Source organism: Streptomyces sp. NPDC107528, from assembly GCF_055639295.1.
The window spans coordinates 398176-415631 of record NZ_JBVKAV010000007.1 but is presented as its reverse complement, the minus strand read 5'-3'; the positions used below and the strand labels follow the sequence as shown (position 1 = coordinate 415631).

Here is a 17456-nt window from a genome sequence, read left to right as displayed (position 1 = left end):
TTTACTGCAAGGGGCGGAAGTGCCGCTCCATGCCGTGCCAGACGTCGTCGTAGCGCTTCTGCAGGTGCTCGGCGCCGGCCGCGTGCGGGGTCAGGGTGACCGGCCAGCGCGTCTCGAACATGAACGCAAGACCGTCGTCGATCTTCTGCGGCTTCAGCTCGGCCGCGCTCGCCCGGTCGAACGTCTCCCGGTCCGGGCCGTGCGCCGACATCATGTTGTGCAGCGACCCGCCCCCGGGCACGAAGCCCTCCGCCTTCGCGTCGTAGGCGCCCTCGATGAGGCCCATGTACTCGCTCATCACATTCCGGTGGAAGTACGGCGGCCGGAAGGTGTCCTCACCCACCAGCCAGCGCGGGGCGAACACGACGAAGTCGACACCCGCGAGGCCCGGTGTGTCCGACGGGGACGTCAGCACCGTGAAGATCGACGGGTCGGGATGGTCGTACGAGATGGTGCCGATCACATTGAAACGGCGCAGGTCATAGATGTACGGCACATGGTTGCCGTGCCAGGCGACCACGTCGAGCGGGGAGTGGTCGTAGGTGGCCGTCCAGAGGTTGCCGCAGAACTTGTTCACCACCTCCACCGGGCCCTCGACATCCTCGTACGCGGCCACCGGCGCCTTGAAGTCCCGTGCGTTCGCGAGGCCGTTGGCGCCGATCGGGCCGAGGTCGGGGAGGTGGAAGGGGGCACCGTAGTTCTCGCACACATAGCCGCGGGCGGAGTCATCCAGTAGCTCCACACGGAAGCGCACCCCACGCGGAATCAGTGCGACATGTCCCGGCTCCACATGAAGCAGCCCGAACTCCGTGCGCAGCAGCAGTCCGCCCTGCTCCGGCACGATCAGCAGCTCGCCGTCGGCGTCGCTGAAGACACGGTCCATCGAGGAGGTGGCGTGATACAGGTGCACGGCCATACCGGTGCGCTGGGTGGCGTCGCCGTTGCCGCCCAGGGTCCACAGGCCGGCCAGGAAGTCGGTTCCGGGAGCGGGCTCGGGCAGCGGGTTCCAGCGCAGCCGGTTCGGGTCCGGCTCGGACTGGGTGAAGGGCGCCGTACGGATCGCGTCGTTGTCGGTGCGGGTGAAAGCCGGGTGGGCGGCCGACGGGCGGATGCGGTACAGCCAGGAGCGGCAGTTGTGGGCCCGCGGCTCGGTGAACGCCGAACCGCTCAGCTGCTCCGTGTACAGCCCCAGCGGGGCGCGCTGGGGTGAGTTCCGGCCCTCGGGAAGGGCGCCGGGCACCGCCTCCGAACTGTGCTCGTTGCCGAAACCGGAAAGGTAGGTGAGCCCTTCGGCGGTCTTCCGCGCTCCCCCACGCTCGAACCCGCTCGCGCGGGAGGTACCCCCATCGCTCATGATCGCTCCCTCGAGATCTGATTCCTATGCTTCACCGTAGGATTGCGATTTCATCGGCGCAAGTGATCCGCCGGACCTCCTCTGCGGGGACGACGAGAAACGGGCGGGAACCCGACTCCAGGGGGATCCGGCTGTCGGGCCGGTGTTCTAGTCTCCCGGGCATGTCGTGGACGCGGACCCTGCTCGCCGCGCTCGCGGTCTGTGTCCTGCTGCTGACCGGATCCGCGGGCTGCGGCTCCGGTGACGCGCGGCACCAGGGTGCGAACGCGGTCTCGCCCTCCCCGGTGGGCAAGGTCCTCGACGACACCGACGAGCAGGGGCGGCACTATCGCGCGGTGGACGAGGGTGACGCCCCCGAGGTCGGCATCGAGGTGCAGCCGGACCCGGACGGCGGCGACCGGGGCTGGGACGTACGGCTGACGGTCCGCAACTTCCGCTTCTCGCCCGCAGGTGCGCCGGCGCGGGCGGTCGCCGGGCGCGGGCTCGCGTACCTCTACGTGGACGACCGCCTGGTCGCCGGGCTGCGCAGCCCCGACCACCGTCTCCCGGCGGAGCTCGTGCCACGCGGCACGCACCAGGTCACCGTCCGGCTGTACGCGGACGACGGCACGGTGTGGGCCGTGGACGGCGACCCTGTCGAGAGCACGGCCGACATCACGGCATCGGGGGCGGAGACGACCGTGACGCCGGAGTCCGCGTCGACAGCGTCCGCCGCGGCACTGAGCACGCCGGGTACCCGCTTCCGTACAGGGGGCCGAGGTTCACCGGACCGAGGCGGAAAGGCATCATGAAGACCGTGCCCCACCCAGACACGCTTCGCCGGGCGCCTGTGCAGCGGCGCAGCGCCGAACGGCTCACCAGGATCCTGGACGCCTGCGCCGACCTCCTCGACGAGGTCGGCTACGACGATCTGAGCACCCGGGCCGTCGCCCAGCGCGCCGGCGTGCCCATCGGCTCGGTCTACCGGTTCTTCGGCAACAAACGCCAGATGGCCGACGCCCTGGCGCAGCGCAACCTGGAGCGGTACGCCGCCCGTGTCACCGAGCGCCTCAAGGAGGCCGGCGACGGCGGCTGGCGTGCGGCGATGGACGCCGTGCTCGACGAGTACATCGCCATGAAGCGCACCGCCCCCGGCTTCTCCCTCGTCGACTTCGGCAACCAGATCCCCGTCGGGACCCGCGGCGAGCCCAACCACCGCGTCGCCGACGCGCTCACCGACCTGCTCGCCGGCTACCTCGGCCGCGAACCCGACGAGGACCTCCGCCGCATCTTCCTCATCGCCGTCGAAACCGCCGACACCCTGGTCCACCTCGCGTTCCGGGTGGCCCCGGAGGGCGACGAACGGATCATCGAGGAGGCGCGCGACATGCTGCGGGCGTATCTGGCGCGGGTGCTGGACTGACAACCCTGCCCGGGCGCCGCGCGGACGCTCCGCCCGGCTGACGGCTCGCGAATTTCCGACTCGCGAATTTCCGACCTCACCCCTCGCGAGGACTCCCCTCCGTGCATACCGGTCGGTATGCTCGGCCTCGCCCGTGCGTCACCGCCGCCGCCACCCCGGGAGGACCCGTGTCCCGCACCGCACTGCGCATCTGCCCCCTGTGCGAGGCCACCTGCGGCCTGACGCTCGCCATCGAGGGGACCGCGGTCACCGGCGCCCGTGGTGACCGCGACGACGTGTTCAGCCAGGGGTTCATCTGCCCCAAGGGCGCGTCCTTCGGGGCCGTCGACGGTGACCCCGACCGGCTGCGCACCCCGCTCGTGCGCAAGGACGGCGAGCTGCGCGAGGCCACCTGGGAGGAGGCGTTCGACGCGGTCGCCGCCGGTGTCCGGGGGGTCGTCGAGCGGTACGGGCCGAACTCGGTGGGCGTGGTGCTCGGCAACCCCAACGTGCACACCGTGGCCGGCGCGCTCTACCCGCCGGTCCTGCTCGCCGGCCTGGGCACCCGCAGCATCTTCACCGCGTCCACGGTCGACCAGATGCCCAAGCACGTCTCCAGCGGCCTGCTCTACGGCGACGCCCTCGCGATCCCCGTGCCGGACCTGGACCACACCGACCATCTGCTCCTCATCGGCGCCAACCCGCTGGAGTCCAACGGCAGCCTGTGCACCGCCCCCGACTTCCCGGGCAAGCTGAAGGCGCTCAAGGCCCGCGGCGGCACCCTCACCGTCATCGACCCGCGCCGCACCCGCACCGCCAAGCTCGCCGACCGGCACATCGCGATCCGGCCCGGCACGGACGCGCTGCTCCTCGCGGCGATGACATCCGTCCTCTTCGAGGAAGGGCTCGTGGCCCCCGGTGAGCTGGCGCCGCACCTCCAGGGTCTCGATGAACTCCCCGACGCCGTACGGGGCTTCAGTCCCGAAGCCGTGGCGGACGCCTGTGACGTGGACGCCGGCACGATCCGCGCCCTCGCCCGCGAGCTGGCCGCCGCCCCCACCGCCGCCGTCTACGGCCGCATCGGCAGCTGCACCGTCCCGCACGGCACCCTGGCCAGCTGGCTCGTCGACGTCCTCAACATCCTCACCGGCAACCTCGACCGCCCCGGCGGCGCCCTCTTCCCGCAGGCGGCCACCGACAAGACGCCCCGCCCCGCAGGGCCCGGCCACGGCTTCGCGCTCGGGCGCTGGCACTCGCGAGTGAGCCGACACCCCGAGGCCAAGGGGGAGTTGCCGCTGTCCGCGCTCGCCGAGGAGATCGACACGGCCACCGACGAGGGCGAGCCGGTCCGCGCCCTCATCGCGGTCGCCGCCAACCCGGTCCTGTCGGCCCCCGACGGCGACCGCCTCGACAAGGCCCTCGACTCGCTCGACTTCATGGTCAGCGTCGACCCGTACCTCAACGAGACCTCGCGCCACGCCCAGGTCGTGCTGCCGCCGCCCCCGCCCTCACAGAGCCCGCACCACGACTTCGCCTTCAACACCCTCGCGGTGCGCAACCAGGTCCGCTACACCCGCCCCGCGGTCCCACTGGAGCCGGGCCGGATGGCCGAGTCCGAGATCCTGGCCCGGCTGGTCCTGGCCGCGACCGGCATGCACCGCGCCGACCCGGCCGCGGTCGACACGCTGGTCATCGACCAGACCCTCGGCAAGGCGGTCAAGGAGCCGCACTCCCCGGTCCACGGCCGCGACCCGAAGGAACTCGCAGCTCAGCTCACCGGCGTGAACGGTCCCGAGCGGCGCCTCGACATGATGCTGCGCCTCGGCCCGTACGGCGACGGCTTCGGCGTACGACCGGACGGACTCGCCCTGGACAGGCTCCTCGCGCATCCGCACGGCATCGACCTCGGGCCGCTGAAGTCCCGGCTGCCGCAGCCGCTGAAGACCGTCAGCGGCAAGGTGGAGCTGCTGCCGCGGCCCATCGCCGACGACCTGCCCCGGCTGCGGGCGGCCCTGCGCGAGCGCACCGACGGGCTCGTCCTGGTCGGCCGCCGCCATCTGCGCTCCAACAACAGCTGGATGCACAACGTGCCCGCCCTCACCGGCGGCACCAACCGCTGCACCCTGCACATCCACCCCGAGGACGCCGAGCGGCTGGGACTGCGGGACGGGGCGCCCGTGCGCGTGAAGGGCGCCGGCGGGGAGGTGGTCGCGGAGGCCGAGGTCACCGACGCGGTCCGCCCCGGTGTCGTCAGCCTGCCGCACGGCTGGGGCCACAGCCGCCCCGGCACCCGGCTGAACCATGCGCTGAAGGACCCCGGCGTCAACGTCAACCAGCTCCTCGACGGCAGCCTGCTCGACCCGCTCTCGGGCAACGCGGTCCTCAACGGCGTACCGGTAAAACTCGCCACGGGATCAGCGCTGTGAGCAGTGCAAAGCTGTGACCAGCAGTTTTGCGCTTATTGCTCGCATGTCAACGTCTTGTTAACGCCGCTTGACGGGACCTAACGTCAACGCACCGCCGGCCCTGGTGGGTCGTTCAAGGGCGAACGTTAGGTATCCACTCATGCTGACCATCCTTGGCTTCGCCATGATCGCGACCTTCCTGGTCCTGATCATGATGAAGAAGATGTCGCCGATCGCGGCGCTCGTGCTGATTCCGGCACTGTTCTGCGTCTTCGTCGGGAAGGGCGCCAAGCTCGGTGACTACGTCCTCGACGGCGTCACCGACCTCGCCCCCACCGCGGCGATGCTCATGTTCGCGATCGTCTACTTCGGTGTGATGATCGATGTCGGCCTCTTCGACCCGATCGTGCGCGGGATCCTGAAGTTCGCCAAGGCGGACCCGATGCGGATCGTGGTCGGCACGGCGATCCTCGCCGCGATCGTCTCGCTCGACGGCGACGGCTCGACCACCTTCATGATCACCGTCTCGGCGATGTACCCGCTGTACAAGCGCCTGAAGATGAGCCTGGTCGTGATGACGGGTGTCGCCGCGATGGCCAACGGCGTGATGAACACGCTGCCGTGGGGCGGCCCGACCGCCCGCGCCGCCACCGCGCTCAAGCTCGACGCCAGCGACATCTTCGTCCCGATGATCCCGGCCCTCGCCGTCGGTCTCGTGGCCGTCTTCGTCCTCTCGTACTTCCTCGGCCTGCGCGAGCGCAAGCGCCTGGGTGTCCTCACGCTGGACCAGGTCCTGGTCGAGGAGAAGGCCGAGGAGAAGGAGACCGAGACGGTTCTCGTCGGCGCCGGGTCCGGGTCCGGTTCCGGTGCCTCCGGTACGGGCAAGGCCACCGGCGGCGCCGGCTCCGGCACGGACGCCGAGGACGACGCCGAGGACGACGCCGAGGACGACGACGAGGAGGGCGACGCGGAGCGCTTCCAGGTCCTCGACCCGGACCGGCCCACGCTGCGTCCCAAGCTGTACTGGTTCAACGCGCTGCTCACCGGCGCCCTGCTCACCGCCATGATCATGGAGTGGCTGCCGATCCCGGTGCTGTTCCTGCTCGGCGCCGCGCTCGCCCTGACGGTCAACTTCCCGCACATCCCGGACCAGAAGGCCCGCCTCGCCGCCCACGCCGACAACGTCCTCAACGTCTCCGGCATGGTCTTCGCCGCCGCAGTCTTCACCGGCGTCCTCCAGGGCACCGGCATGGTCGACCACATGGCCAAGTGGATGGTGGACGTCATCCCCGAGGGCATGGGCCCGCACATGGCCCTGGTCACCGGTGTTCTGAGCCTCCCGCTCACCTACTTCATGTCGAACGACGGCTTCTACTTCGGCGTCCTGCCGGTCCTCGCCGAGGCCGGCGCGGCGCACGGCGTCACCCCGCTGGAGATGGCCCGTGCCTCCCTGGTCGGCCAGCCGCTGCACATGTCGAGCCCGCTCGTCCCCGCCGTGTACGTCCTGGTCGGCATGGCCAAGGTGGAGTTCGGCGACCACACCAAGTTCGTGGTGAAGTGGGCGGCTCTCACCTGCCTCATCATCCTCGCGGCGGGAATGCTCTTCGGAATCATCTGACCCCGCGAGCAAGCACCTTCAAGTCTGGAAGGAACACGATCATGGCGCCCGGTGGGAACCGCGGCTGGCTGCTCCGTCTCGTCATCGCCTTCAGCTTCGCGCAGGGGGCGGTGTCGATGGCCCGGCCCGCCGTCTCCTACCGGGCCCTCGCGCTGGGCGCCGACGAGCGGGCGATCGGCGTGATCGCGGGGCTGTACGCCCTGCTCCCGCTGTTCGTCGCCGTCCCGCTGGGCCGCCGCACCGACCACGGCCGCTGTGCGCCGCTGCTGCCCGTCGGTGTCGTCCTGATATCCGGCGGCTGCGCCATGAGCGGCCTCGCGGACTCCCTGTGGGCGATGGCGATCTGGAGCGGGGTCATGGGCCTCGGCCACCTCTGCTTCGTCATCGGCGCCCAGTCGCTCGTGGCCCGCCAGTCCGCCCCGCACGAACAGGACCGCAACTTCGGCCACTTCACCATCGGTGCTTCGCTCGGCCAACTGGTCGGCCCGATCGCCGCGGGCGCGCTGATCGGCGGCCGGGACATGGCGGGGACCAGCGCACTCGCCCTGCTGGTGGCGGGTGCGGGCGGCGCGGTCGCGCTGACCTCGCTGTGGCGCATAGAGAGCCGTACCGCGTCCGAGTCCGGCAAGGAGCAGGGCGAGCGCGTCCCCGTCCGGCGCATCCTGCGCGCCCGGGGTGTGCCCGCCGGCATCTTCATCAGCCTCGCCGTGCTGTCCGCGACCGACATCCTCACCGCCTACCTCCCGGTGGTCGGCGAGCACCGCGGCATCGCCCCGTCCGTGATCGGCCTCCTGCTCAGTCTGCGCGCGGCGGCCACCATCGCCTGCCGACTGGTCCTGACACCCCTGCTGCGGCTGCTCGGCCGGGCCCTGCTGCTGACCGTGACCTGTCTGCTCGCGGCCCTGCTGTGCGCCGGGATCGCGCTGCCGGTGCCGGTGTGGGCGCTGGCCCTGGTCCTGGCGGTTCTCGGCTTCTGCCTCGGCGTCGGGCAGCCGCTCTCCATGACGACGGTCGTCCGGGCGGCCCCCGACGGCGCCCGCTCCACGGCCCTCGCCCTGCGGCTGACCGGCAACCGCCTCGGGCAGGTCGCCGCGCCCGCGTCGGCGGGCCTGATAGCGGGCCTCGCGGGCGTGGCGGCGCCCTTCGTCATGCTGGGGGCGCTGTTGCTGCTGTCGGCCGGGGTCGCGCTGCGGGCGCCGGCGAGGCCGGCGGGGGAGGCGGAGGGCGGCGGTGAGCGGGGCGGAGCCAGACCGGCATTGCGGCGAAAGAGTGGTATCTGACGGGTCGTAGGGCGATGCTCCCCCGATTCGTCGCGCGCATGTGAAAGAGAGTCAGGCAAAGCGCGATTTGTACGAAAATCGTCTGACTCGGAGGACTCGCATGCCCACCACGCCTCTTCCACGCCGCGCCGGACTGCGTATCGCCGCCGTCACGGCGCTCACTGCCGCGCTCACACCGCTCTCCGGGATGCCGACGGCGGGCGCACAGGAGAATGCCACCATCAAGATCCACACGGCGCCGTGGGACGGGGTCGCGCGCACGCCGTACGGAGACGCGATCGACGAGCCGCGTGTCTGCCGGTTCTACCTCGACGCCGTCAACTTCGAAGAGGTGACCACCGCCACCTACCGCATCGCGGCCGAACCCCCGGCCGGCGGAGCTGCCGGGCTCACCGGGACCATCAACCTCGCGAATGGCGCCGGCCACTCCGTGGACCTGACGCTGCCCGACGGGCAGTACCGGCTCTACTGGACGTACCCGGGCGCCACGGCCCCCGAGCGGGAGAAGAGCTTCACGGTCGACTGCCGGTCCTCGATGTCGACACCCTCGCCCGGCCCGCAGGGCGGTCCGCCCGCCGGCGGTGGCGGCATCGCTCGCGATGAGGCGTTCACCACGGTCGCCGGCGCCGGCGTCGTCGGCCTCGCCGCTGTGGGCGGGGTGATGTGGTTCCGGCTCCGTCGCCGTACGCATGGCGCGTAGGAGGCGACGCAGGCCCTGGTACCGCAGGCGTGCCTACCGTCTGACGAGGACGGCCGTACTGGCCGCCGCGCTGGTGGTGGTCGGCGTCCGGTGCGACCACGAGCGGCCCGGAGTGGATACGGCCGCTCCGGGCTCCCCCGAGGCCTCCGAGGTCCAGTCCGCCGGCACCGGGTCCGGTGCCGGCGGGGCGGGCGCCGACTCCCGTCCCGGCCCCACCGACCCGGGCGCCGCCGCCCGCGAGGCGTCGCCCCCGCAGCCCACTCGCTCCGAAACGGAGGTTCCGCCCGCAGGCGCGGCCGGCAGTCCCTCCCCGCCGCCCCCGAGCCCCGCCGGTAAGGGGAAGGCCGTCAAGCGCCCGGCCTCGCCCCGCCCCCTGCCCCGCTCGCGTGCGACCCGCCTCGTCATCCCCTACATCGGCGTCGACGCCACCCTCATCGACCTGCGCCTCGACGGCGAGCGGCGACTGCCCGCGCCCCCCGAGAGCGAGCCCGAAGTGGCCGGCTGGTACGCCGACGGGCCGTCACCCGGCGAGCAGGGCACCGCCATCGCGGTCGGCCATCTCGACACGAACACCGGCCCGGCCGTGTTCGGCGGTCTCGGCGAGCTGAAGCGCGGCAAACGCATCGAGGTCCGGCGCGCCGACGGCCGGAGCGCCGTCTACAAGGTGGACGCCATCAAGTCGTACGAGAAGGACAAGTTCCCCAACCGGGAGGTGTACGGCTCCCGGAGCCGACCCGAGCTGCGCCTGATCACCTGTGGCGGCAACTACGACCGCCGGACCGGCTACTCGGGCAACCTCGTCGTCTTCGCCCATCTCACCGCGACCCGTGAGCCGCGCGCGGTGGCCGACAAGCGCTGAACCAGGCCGTCCGCTTTCTCGTTTGCCCGACCGCGACGCGCGATTGCGCCCAGTCCCTTCCCCCAGCCGCACACATTCCGTTAACTTCCGTGACTCATACGCCCCGTACGACCCGCACGAGGCGTTCGACCGCGGAGCAAATGAGCCCCCGGGGGCAGCCGTCATGACACGCGCCATATCCCTGCACCACGTGAGCAAGTCGTACACGCGAGGCCTCCGGGTCGTGGACCGGCTCATGCTGGACATCGAGCCCGGCGAGTTCCTCGTCCTCCTCGGGCCCTCCGGCTGCGGCAAGTCCACCGTGCTGAGGATGATCGCCGGCCTGGAGGAGATCGACGAGGGCGAGCTGCTGCTGGACGGCGAGTGGTCCAACGACCTGCTGCCCGCCGACCGGCACATGGCGATGGTCTTCCAGAACTTCGCCCTCTACCCGAGCATGACCAGCCGCGACAACATCGGCTTCCCGCTGCGCATCGAGTCGCCCGGCGCGGATCCCCGCCCGCGGGTGGACGCCACCGCCCGCATGCTGGGCATCGAGGACCTCCTCGACCGCTTCCCCGCCCAGCTCTCCGGCGGCGAACGCCAGCGTGTCGCCATGGGCCGGGCCATCGCCCGTCACCCCACGGCCTTTCTGATGGACGAGCCGCTGTCCAACCTCGACGCCAAGCTGCGCAACCACCTGCGTGCCGAAATCTCCTCCCTCACGCGGAAGTTGGGCGTCACCACGGTGTACGTCACCCACGACCAGGCCGAGGCGATGTCGCTCGGCGACCGGGTGGCCGTCCTGCGCGGCGGCGTCCTCCAGCAGGTCGGCACCCCGCGTTCGGTGTACGCCCTGCCCCGCAACGTCTTCGTCGCCGCCTTCATCGGCACCCCGCGCATCAACCTCCTGCGCGGCCTCGTGCGCGCCCCGCTGGACGGCGCGATGACCATCAGCCTCGGCAAGCAGTACCTCCGGCTGCCCGAACCCCTGTCCCTGGACCACCAGTTGCTCCGCGTCCGGCAGGGCCGCGAGGTGATCGTGGGTCTGCGCTCGGAGGCGGTGCGGATCGCCTCGCCCGCCACCGCCCGCCCCGGCGAGGTGCACATCACTGGCCTCGTCGAGCACGTGGAGTTCCAGGGCCACGAGGTCCTCGTCCACTTCAACACCGGCTCCCAGTCGGCCGTCGTACCGGACCTGGAGGCGCCGCGCCCCGTGCCGCCGGTCCGGCGCCGCCGCCGTGACGCCGGCACGGTGCTGGACCGGCTCCGCAGCCGGGCGGGCGCGTTGCGCGCCGGGCCGGTGGTGACGCTGGACCATCCGGCCGACGCCGCTCCCGACGCGGCGCCGCCCGAGGGGCGGCTCCCCGGGGACCTCATCGTGCGCACCACGCCCGACATCGACCTGCGGCACGGCATGCAGGTTCCGCTCCTGGTCGACATCGCCCACCTGTTCGTCTTCGACCAGCACGGCGAACGTATTTGTCCCGCCCCGGCGCGGCTTCCGGATCTGGATGAATGAGACATCTCGGGCATAGGTAGTCATGGGTGCATGACCCTGCAACTCACCCGAACCAGGACCGCCTTGGCGGTGTCCGGTCTGCTGCTGGCCGTCGGCGCGCCCGCGGCGTACGCCACCCTCGACGACACAACCGCCTCGGCGCCGTCGCGGGGGGACTCGTACGTCGAGACGCGGCTCTTCTTCGGCACCGCGCGCCCCGACGGCGGCCCGGCCGTCACCGACCGGCAGTTCATGGCCTTCGTCGACAAGGAGGTCACGCCGGACTTCCCGGACGGCCTGACCCTGCAGAGCGGGCGCGGGCAGTGGCGGGACGCGAGCGGGGCGATCGAGAAGGAGCGGTCGTACGAACTGATCCTCCTGTACCCGGTCGACCGGGCCGCCGCGAACGACCGGAAGATCGAGGAGATCCGCCGGGCGTACGGGAAGCAGTTCGGCCAGGAGGCCGTGGCTAGGGTGGACGACAGAGCCAGGGTGGACTTCTGATGCCAGGGGCCAGCCCCGGCGCGAAGTCAGGGGGTGCCTGGCGCCCGAAAACTATCGCCGCTAGTTTATGAGTGGCACGACGACACGGCCCAGCCCGGGAGGACGCACCATGAAGGCGCACGACGGCATGTACATCGACGGCGAGTGGCGCCCCGCCGCCGGCCCGGACACCATCGACGTCGTGAACCCGGCCGACGAGCAGGTCATCGGCCAGGTCCCGGCCGGTACGGCCGTCGACGTCGACACCGCCGTACGGGCCGCCCGTGCCGCCCTCCCGGCCTGGGCCGCCACCCCGCCCGCGGAACGGGCCGCCCGGCTCACCGCCCTGCGGGACGCCCTGGAGGCCCGCAAGGACGAGATCGCCGAGACGGTCACCGCCGAGCTCGGCTCGCCCCTGAAGCTCTCGCAGTCGGTGCACACGGGTCTGCCGATCGCGGTCGCGGGCAGCTACGCCGAGCTCGCGGCGACGTACGCCTTCGAGGAGAAGGTCGGCAACTCCACCGTCCACCACGAGCCCATCGGCGTGGTCGGCGCGATCACGCCCTGGAACTACCCGCTCCACCAGATCGTCGCCAAGGTCGCCCCGGCGCTGGCCGCCGGCTGCACGGTCGTGCTGAAGCCCGCAGAGGACACCCCGCTGGTCGCCCAGCTCTTCGCCGAGGCGGCCCACGAGGCCGGCGTACCCGCGGGCGTCTTCAACCTGGTCACCGGCCGCGGACCGGTCGCGGGCCAGGCGCTCGCCGAGCACCCGGGCGTCGACCTGGTCTCCTTCACCGGCTCCACGGCCGTCGGCCGGCAGCTCGCCGCGGTCGCCGGCGCGGCGATCAAGAAGGTCGCCCTGGAGCTGGGCGGCAAGTCCGCCAACGTCATCCTGCCGAGCGCCGACCTGGCCAAGGCGGTCAACGTCGGCGTCGCCAACGTCATGTCCAACTCCGGGCAGACGTGCAGCGCCTGGACGCGGATGCTGGTGCACCGGGACCAGTACGACGAGGCCGTCGAGCTGGCCACGGCCGCCGCCACCAAGTACGGCGAGCGCATCGGCCCGGTGGTGAACGCCAAGCAGCAGGAGCGGGTGCGCGGCTACATCGAGAAGGGTGTGGCGGAGGGCGCGCGACTGGTGGCCGGAGGCCCCGAATCCCCGCGTGAACAGGGCTACTTCGTCTCCCCGACCGTCTTCGCCGACGTGACCCCTCAGATGACGATCGCCCAGGAGGAGATCTTCGGCCCGGTCCTGTCCGTCCTGCGCTACGAGGACGAGGAGGACGCCCTGCGCATCGCCAACGGCACGGTCTACGGCCTCGCCGGCGCGGTCTGGGCGGGGGACGAGGCGGAGGCGGTGGCCTTCGCCCGCCGTATGGACACCGGGCAGGTCGACATCAACGGCGGCCGCTTCAACCCGCTCGCCCCCTTCGGCGGCTACAAGCAGTCCGGCGTCGGCCGCGAGCTCGGCTCGCACGGTCTCGCCGAGTACCTCCAGACCAAGTCCCTGCAGTTCTGAGGAGCGTTCACGTGGTACGCGCAGCCGTCCTGCCCGAAGTGGGTGCCCCGCTGGAGATCACGGACATCGAGCTTCCCGACCCCGGCCCCGGCCAGGTCCGCGTCCGTCTCGCCGCCGCCGGGGTGTGCCACTCCGACCTGTCCCTGTCCAACGGCACCATGCGGGTGCCGGTCCCCGCCGTCCTCGGCCACGAGGGCGCCGGCACCGTCGTCGCCGTCGGCGAGGGCGTCACGCACGTCGCGCCCGGCGCCGAGGTCGTCCTCAACTGGGCCCCGTCCTGCGGTAGCTGCCATGCCTGCTCGCTCGGCGAGGTCTGGTTGTGCGCCAACGCCCTCAACGGCGCCGGCGACGTGTACGCCCGCACGGCCGACGGCACCGACCTCCACCCCGGTCTGAACGTCGCGGCGTTCGCCGAGGAGACAGTGGTGTCGGCGGGCTGCGTCCTGCCGCTCCCGGCGGGCATCCCCCTCACCGACGCCGCCCTCCTCGGCTGCGCGGTCCTCACCGGCTACGGCGCCGTCCACCACTCGGCGCGGGTCCAGCCCGGCGAGACGGTCGCGGTGTACGGCGTCGGGGGAGTGGGTCTCTCGGCACTCCAGGCGGCCCGTATCGCGGGTGCCGGACGCATCGTCGCGGTCGACGTCTCCCCGGCGGAGGAGGAACTGGCGCGCGCGGCCGGGGCCACCGACTATGTGGTCGCCTCCGAGACCACCGCCCGCGAGATCCGGGGGCTGACCGACAAGCAGGGCGTGGACGTGGCCGTCGAGTGCGTGGGCCGCGCGGCCACGATCCGCACGGCCTGGGACTCCACCCGCCGCGGCGGCCGCACCACGGTCGTCGGCATCGGCGGCAAGGACCAGCAGGTCACGTTCAACGCCCTGGAGATCTTCCACTGGGGCCGGACCCTCGCCGGCTGCGTCTACGGCAACTCCGACCCGGCGCGGGACGTACCGGTCCTGGCCGAGCACGTACGGGCAGGCCGCCTGGACCTGGGCGCGCTCGTGACGGAACGGATCGGCCTGGAGGGCATCCCGGCGGCCTTCGAGAACATGCTCGCGGGGAAGGGCGGCAGGGCACTGGTGGTGTTCTAGACCTGCTTTCCGCACGCCCCGGTCTCCGTGCGAGGCCGGGGCCGCAGGCGTGTCCGGATGCCGCTCTGTGTGCCATGTGCAGGTAAAAACTCCTGCTGTACGACCGTTGACGTACATACCGTCCGGTCAGTACGTTCCCCGGAACCTGAGCCACCCCCCGTTCCGTCCCCAGCACCCATCGGAGTGTGCACGCATGGACACGGCACCTTCCGCCCAGCCGCTCACCCCTACCGCGCCCGCCGCCGGCAACCGCCGCCGCGTCGCCACCGCCGCCGCTCTCGCGTCAGCCGTGGAGTGGTACGACTACTTCGTCTTCGGTATCGCAGCCGCTCTCGTTCTCGGCGACCTGTACTTCCCGGCGGGCAGCCCCACCGCCGGCGTGCTCGCCTCCTTCGCGACCTTCGCCGTCGGCTTCCTGGCCCGTCCCATCGGCGGCGTCGTCGCGGGCCAGCTGGGCGACAAGCGCGGCCGCAAGCCGATGCTGGTCCTCGCGCTCACCCTGATGGGCCTCGCCACCACCGGCATCGGCCTGCTCCCGACCTACGACACGATCGGCGTCGCCGCCCCGATCCTGCTGGTCCTCTTCCGCGTGCTGCAGGGCATCGCCGTCGGCGCCCAGTGGGGCGGCGCGATGCTGATGGCCACCGAGTACGCCCCCGAGGGCAAGCGCGGCATCTACGGCAGCTTCGTCCAGCTCGGCGTCCCCATCGGCGTGGTGACCGCCAACACGGTGTTCCTGCTGGCCGGCGCGTTCACCACCGACTCCGAGTTCGCGGCCTGGGCCTGGCGTGTGCCGTTCCTCGTCGGCCTGTTCGTCCTCGTGCTCGCCTGGTACATCCACACGCGCGTCGAGGAGACCCCCGAATTCCGGGACGCGGAGAAGAAGCTGGCCGAGGAGCAGAAGGCCGAACAGTCCTCTCCGTTGCGGACGATCCTGCGCGACCACCTCGGTACGGTGCTCCTCGCCGGAGGCTCCTTCGCCGTGAACACGGCGACCTTCTACATCATCATCACCGGCGTGCTCGACTACACGACCCGCGAACTCGGTATGAAGAAGAGCGCCGTCCTCACCGTCTCGCTCTGCATCAGCCTCACCCAGCTGGTGCTGATCCCGGCCGCCGCCGCGCTCTCCGACAAGTTCGGCCGCATCCGTATCTACGCGATCGGCGCGGCCGGCATCGCGCTGTGGGCCATACCCCTGTTCCTGCTGATCGACACCGGCTCACTGCTGTGGCTGGCCGTCGGCACGTTCGTCGCCAGCTGTTTCCTCAGCATCATGTACGGCCCCCAGGCGGCCCTGTTCGCCGAGCTGTTCACGCCCGAGATGCGCTACACCGGCGCCTCCCTCGGCTACCAGATCGCGGCCGTGCTCGGCGGCGGCCTCGCCCCGTTCGTCATGGTGCTGCTGCTGGAGGCCACGGGCACCTCGATGGCGGTCTCGGGCTACATCATCTTCCTCTCGGTGATCGCCCTGCTGTCCATCAAGGTCCTTGCGGACAGGGCGCGTTCACGCTGACTCCCGGGTCTGCTCGGGTCGCGGCGAAGCTGCCACGACCCGAGTGGCCCGCTTCCGGGAGCGGGACACGGCGACACCCGCCAGGCACAGCACCCCGCCGGCCAGCGTGAGCAGCCCCGGCACCTCGCCCAGAGTCAGCCAGGACATCAGCACGACCAGCGCGGGCACCGCGTACGTGGTCGCGCCCATGCGGCTGGCCGTCGTACGGGCCAGGGCGTACGCCCACGTCGTGAAGGCCAGCGCCAGCGAGAAGACGCCCAGGTAGACCATGTTGAGTGTCGCCGACAGGGAGGCATCGGCGGCGTCGGAGATGAGCTGCCCGCTGAAGGGCAGGCAGAGGACCGCGCCGACGAGGCAGCCGAACGTCGTCACCTGGAGCGCGCCGGCGTGGCCGAGCGCCGGCTTCTGCGCCACGGCTCCGCCCGCGTACCCGAGCGCGGCGAGCAGGCACAGCACCACGCCGAGGACCGACGAGCCGCCTCCGCCCGACATCGACAGCCCCACGGTCACCGCAGCGGCGAACGACACCGCCATACCGGCCAGCAGCGGCGGCGGCATCGGATCACCGAGCAGCCGGGTGCCGAGCAGGGCGATCAGGATGGGCCCCATGTTCACGACCAGAGCGGCCGTACCGGCGTCCACCTGCTGCTCGCCCCAGTTCAGCACGACGCTGTAGAAGCCGAACCAGAGCAGCCCCGATATCGCGATCCCGGGCCAGGCCGCGCGAGGGGGCAGCCCCTCCCGCCGGACGAGACACACGACCCCCAGCACCAGGGCACCGACGAGCAGCCGCCCGAGCGCCAGCGCGCCCGGCGAGTACTCCGCACCCGCGCTGCGGATGGAGACGAAGGCCGAGGCCCACATCACGACGGTGACGGTGGCGGCACCGGCCGCCAGCAGCCCGGGTCGGCGGGCGGAGTGTGCAAGGGGGACGTTCACCATGCTCCAGAGGCTAGGGAGGGGAAGGGGTGCGGGGCTGGCGGAATTCGGACCGGACGCTGCGGCTCAGCGCAGCGCCGACGACTCGATGCCGAGCAGCTCGAACAGCACTCGCTCGCCGCTGTCCGTGACCTTCACGGCCCGCTCCGAACCGATCCGTACGCACCACCCGGCCTCCAGCGCGTGCCGGCACAGTGCCGCACCCGCGACCCCGGCGAGATGGGGCCGGCGTTCGGTCCAGTCGAGGCAGGCGCGGGCCAGCGGGCGGCGGCCGGTGCTCTCGAGGCGGATGCCGGCGGAGCCGAACCAGCCGAGGCCGGCGTCGGTCAGCGCGAACCCGGTGTCCTGCCGCAGCAGCCCGCGCGAGGTCAGCGCGTCGGTGACGGCGATGCCGAGCCGCCCGGCGAGATGGTCGTAGCAGGTGCGGCCGCGGGCCATCGCCGAGCCCGCGCTGGACTCCCGCAGGGTCCGCGGGCGCCGGTCCGCCGCCGGGCCGACCTGCGCGGCCAGGTCCTCCACCAGCTGGGCGACCCGTGCGTCGGCCAGCCGCACGTACCGGTGCCGCCCCTGCCGCTCCTCGGTGAGCAGCCCGCCCGCGACGAGCTTGCCCAGATGCTCGCTCAACGTCGACGCGGCGACCCCGGCGTGCCGGGCCAGCTCACCGGCGGTCCACGCCCGTCCGTCGAGCAGCGCCAGCAGACAGGCCGCCCGGGTCTCGTCGGCGATGAGTCCGGCGAGGCGGGCCAGCTGCAGTGCCTGGGGGTCCCTAATGCTCATGGGCCCCAGCATGCGACACGGATACTTCGGCGTGCGCCGAAGTATCGGCAGGTG

The 17456-nt window shown here is 71.8% G+C and carries 15 protein-coding genes; 12 read left to right on the top strand and 3 right to left on the bottom strand.

Translation table 11 applies throughout. From position 1 onward, the window contains the following. Position 1 precedes the first annotated feature (1 nt). Positions 2–1354 carry a homogentisate 1,2-dioxygenase gene (hmgA, locus tag ACZ7L5_RS24310; protein WP_471518710.1) on the bottom strand — a complete coding sequence of 451 codons (1353 nt, stop codon included), beginning with the start codon at positions 1352–1354 and terminating at the stop codon, positions 2–4. A 161-nt stretch (positions 1355–1515) separates the two neighbouring features. Here hmgA and ACZ7L5_RS24305 point away from each other — a divergent pair, with 161 nt between their 5' ends. The 12 genes from ACZ7L5_RS24305 to ACZ7L5_RS24250 all read left to right on the top strand — a co-directional run bounded on the left by ACZ7L5_RS24305 (position 1516) and on the right by ACZ7L5_RS24250 (position 15686). Further along, positions 1516–2145, top strand: a complete 630-nt coding sequence (locus ACZ7L5_RS24305; RefSeq protein ID WP_471518709.1) for a hypothetical protein — start codon at positions 1516–1518, stop codon at positions 2143–2145. Beyond that, positions 2142–2756 carry a TetR/AcrR family transcriptional regulator gene (locus ACZ7L5_RS24300; protein WP_471518708.1) on the top strand — a complete coding sequence of 205 codons (615 nt, stop codon included), beginning with the start codon at positions 2142–2144 and terminating at the stop codon, positions 2754–2756. Before ACZ7L5_RS24305 ends, ACZ7L5_RS24300 begins: the two co-directional genes overlap by 4 nt. A gap of 167 nt (positions 2757–2923) precedes the next feature. After that, positions 2924–5161, top strand: coding sequence for a molybdopterin oxidoreductase family protein (locus ACZ7L5_RS24295; RefSeq protein WP_471518707.1), 2238 nt, complete (start codon positions 2924–2926; stop codon positions 5159–5161). 103 nt (positions 5162–5264) lie between these two features. Then, positions 5265–6758, top strand: a complete 1494-nt coding sequence (locus ACZ7L5_RS24290) for a CitMHS family transporter (RefSeq protein WP_471518706.1) — start codon at positions 5265–5267, stop codon at positions 6756–6758. Positions 6759–6799: 41 nt separating this feature from the next. After that, positions 6800–8038 carry an MFS transporter gene (locus ACZ7L5_RS24285; RefSeq protein ID WP_471518705.1) on the top strand — a complete coding sequence of 413 codons (1239 nt, stop codon included), beginning with the start codon at positions 6800–6802 and terminating at the stop codon, positions 8036–8038. Positions 8039–8138: 100 nt separating this feature from the next. Further along, positions 8139–8738, top strand: coding sequence for a hypothetical protein (locus tag ACZ7L5_RS24280; protein WP_471518704.1), 600 nt, complete (start codon positions 8139–8141; stop codon positions 8736–8738). After that, positions 8728–9597, top strand: coding sequence for a class F sortase (locus tag ACZ7L5_RS24275; protein WP_471518703.1), 870 nt, complete (start codon positions 8728–8730; stop codon positions 9595–9597). The genes ACZ7L5_RS24280 and ACZ7L5_RS24275 overlap by 11 nt, the downstream gene beginning before the upstream one ends. Positions 9598–9760: 163 nt before the next feature. Further along, the gene (locus tag ACZ7L5_RS24270; RefSeq protein WP_471518702.1) at positions 9761–11098 is read left to right on the top strand and encodes an ABC transporter ATP-binding protein; all 1338 of its coding nucleotides are present in this window, start codon (positions 9761–9763) and stop codon (positions 11096–11098) included. A 30-nt stretch (positions 11099–11128) separates the two neighbouring features. After that, entirely contained in the window at positions 11129–11581 is a 453-nt protein-coding gene (locus tag ACZ7L5_RS24265) for a DUF3574 domain-containing protein (RefSeq protein ID WP_471518701.1), read from the top strand. A 109-nt stretch (positions 11582–11690) separates the two neighbouring features. Further along, a complete protein-coding gene (locus ACZ7L5_RS24260; protein WP_471518700.1) occupies positions 11691–13079 on the top strand; it encodes an aldehyde dehydrogenase family protein in 1389 nt (462 codons plus the stop codon). A gap of 11 nt (positions 13080–13090) precedes the next feature. Next, complete coding sequence (locus ACZ7L5_RS24255) at positions 13091–14170, top strand: Zn-dependent alcohol dehydrogenase (protein WP_471518699.1); 1080 nt, start codon at positions 13091–13093, stop codon at positions 14168–14170. Positions 14171–14363: 193 nt separating this feature from the next. Continuing rightward, entirely contained in the window at positions 14364–15686 is a 1323-nt protein-coding gene (locus ACZ7L5_RS24250; RefSeq protein WP_471518698.1) for an MFS transporter, read from the top strand. Here the strand turns inward: ACZ7L5_RS24250 and ACZ7L5_RS24245 are convergent. Together ACZ7L5_RS24245 and ACZ7L5_RS24240 are read right to left on the bottom strand one after the other, a co-directional pair. Continuing rightward, positions 15678–16628, bottom strand: coding sequence for a DMT family transporter (locus ACZ7L5_RS24245; RefSeq protein WP_471518697.1), 951 nt, complete (start codon positions 16626–16628; stop codon positions 15678–15680). The genes ACZ7L5_RS24250 and ACZ7L5_RS24245 overlap by 9 nt on opposite strands. A gap of 63 nt (positions 16629–16691) precedes the next feature. Continuing rightward, positions 16692–17414, bottom strand: coding sequence for an ArsR/SmtB family transcription factor (locus ACZ7L5_RS24240; RefSeq protein WP_471518696.1), 723 nt, complete (start codon positions 17412–17414; stop codon positions 16692–16694). Positions 17415–17456 lie beyond the last annotated feature (42 nt).

Coding starts and splice junctions, on each gene's coding strand:
- ACZ7L5_RS24305 (WP_471518709.1), top strand. CDS start 1,516: ATGTCGTGGACGCGGACCCTGCTCGCCGCGCTCGCGGTCTGTGTCCTG.
- ACZ7L5_RS24285 (WP_471518705.1), top strand. CDS start 6,800: ATGGCGCCCGGTGGGAACCGCGGCTGGCTGCTCCGTCTCGTCATCGCC.
- ACZ7L5_RS24250 (WP_471518698.1), top strand. CDS start 14,364: ATGGACACGGCACCTTCCGCCCAGCCGCTCACCCCTACCGCGCCCGCC.
- hmgA (WP_471518710.1), bottom strand. CDS start 1,354: ATGAGCGATGGGGGTACCTCCCGCGCGAGCGGGTTCGAGCGTGGGGGA.
- ACZ7L5_RS24265 (WP_471518701.1), top strand. CDS start 11,129: ATGACCCTGCAACTCACCCGAACCAGGACCGCCTTGGCGGTGTCCGGT.
- ACZ7L5_RS24300 (WP_471518708.1), top strand. CDS start 2,142: ATGAAGACCGTGCCCCACCCAGACACGCTTCGCCGGGCGCCTGTGCAG.
- ACZ7L5_RS24275 (WP_471518703.1), top strand. CDS start 8,728: ATGGCGCGTAGGAGGCGACGCAGGCCCTGGTACCGCAGGCGTGCCTAC.
- ACZ7L5_RS24245 (WP_471518697.1), bottom strand. CDS start 16,628: ATGGTGAACGTCCCCCTTGCACACTCCGCCCGCCGACCCGGGCTGCTG.
- ACZ7L5_RS24280 (WP_471518704.1), top strand. CDS start 8,139: ATGCCCACCACGCCTCTTCCACGCCGCGCCGGACTGCGTATCGCCGCC.
- ACZ7L5_RS24260 (WP_471518700.1), top strand. CDS start 11,691: ATGAAGGCGCACGACGGCATGTACATCGACGGCGAGTGGCGCCCCGCC.
- ACZ7L5_RS24270 (WP_471518702.1), top strand. CDS start 9,761: ATGACACGCGCCATATCCCTGCACCACGTGAGCAAGTCGTACACGCGA.
- ACZ7L5_RS24240 (WP_471518696.1), bottom strand. CDS start 17,414: ATGCTGGGGCCCATGAGCATTAGGGACCCCCAGGCACTGCAGCTGGCC.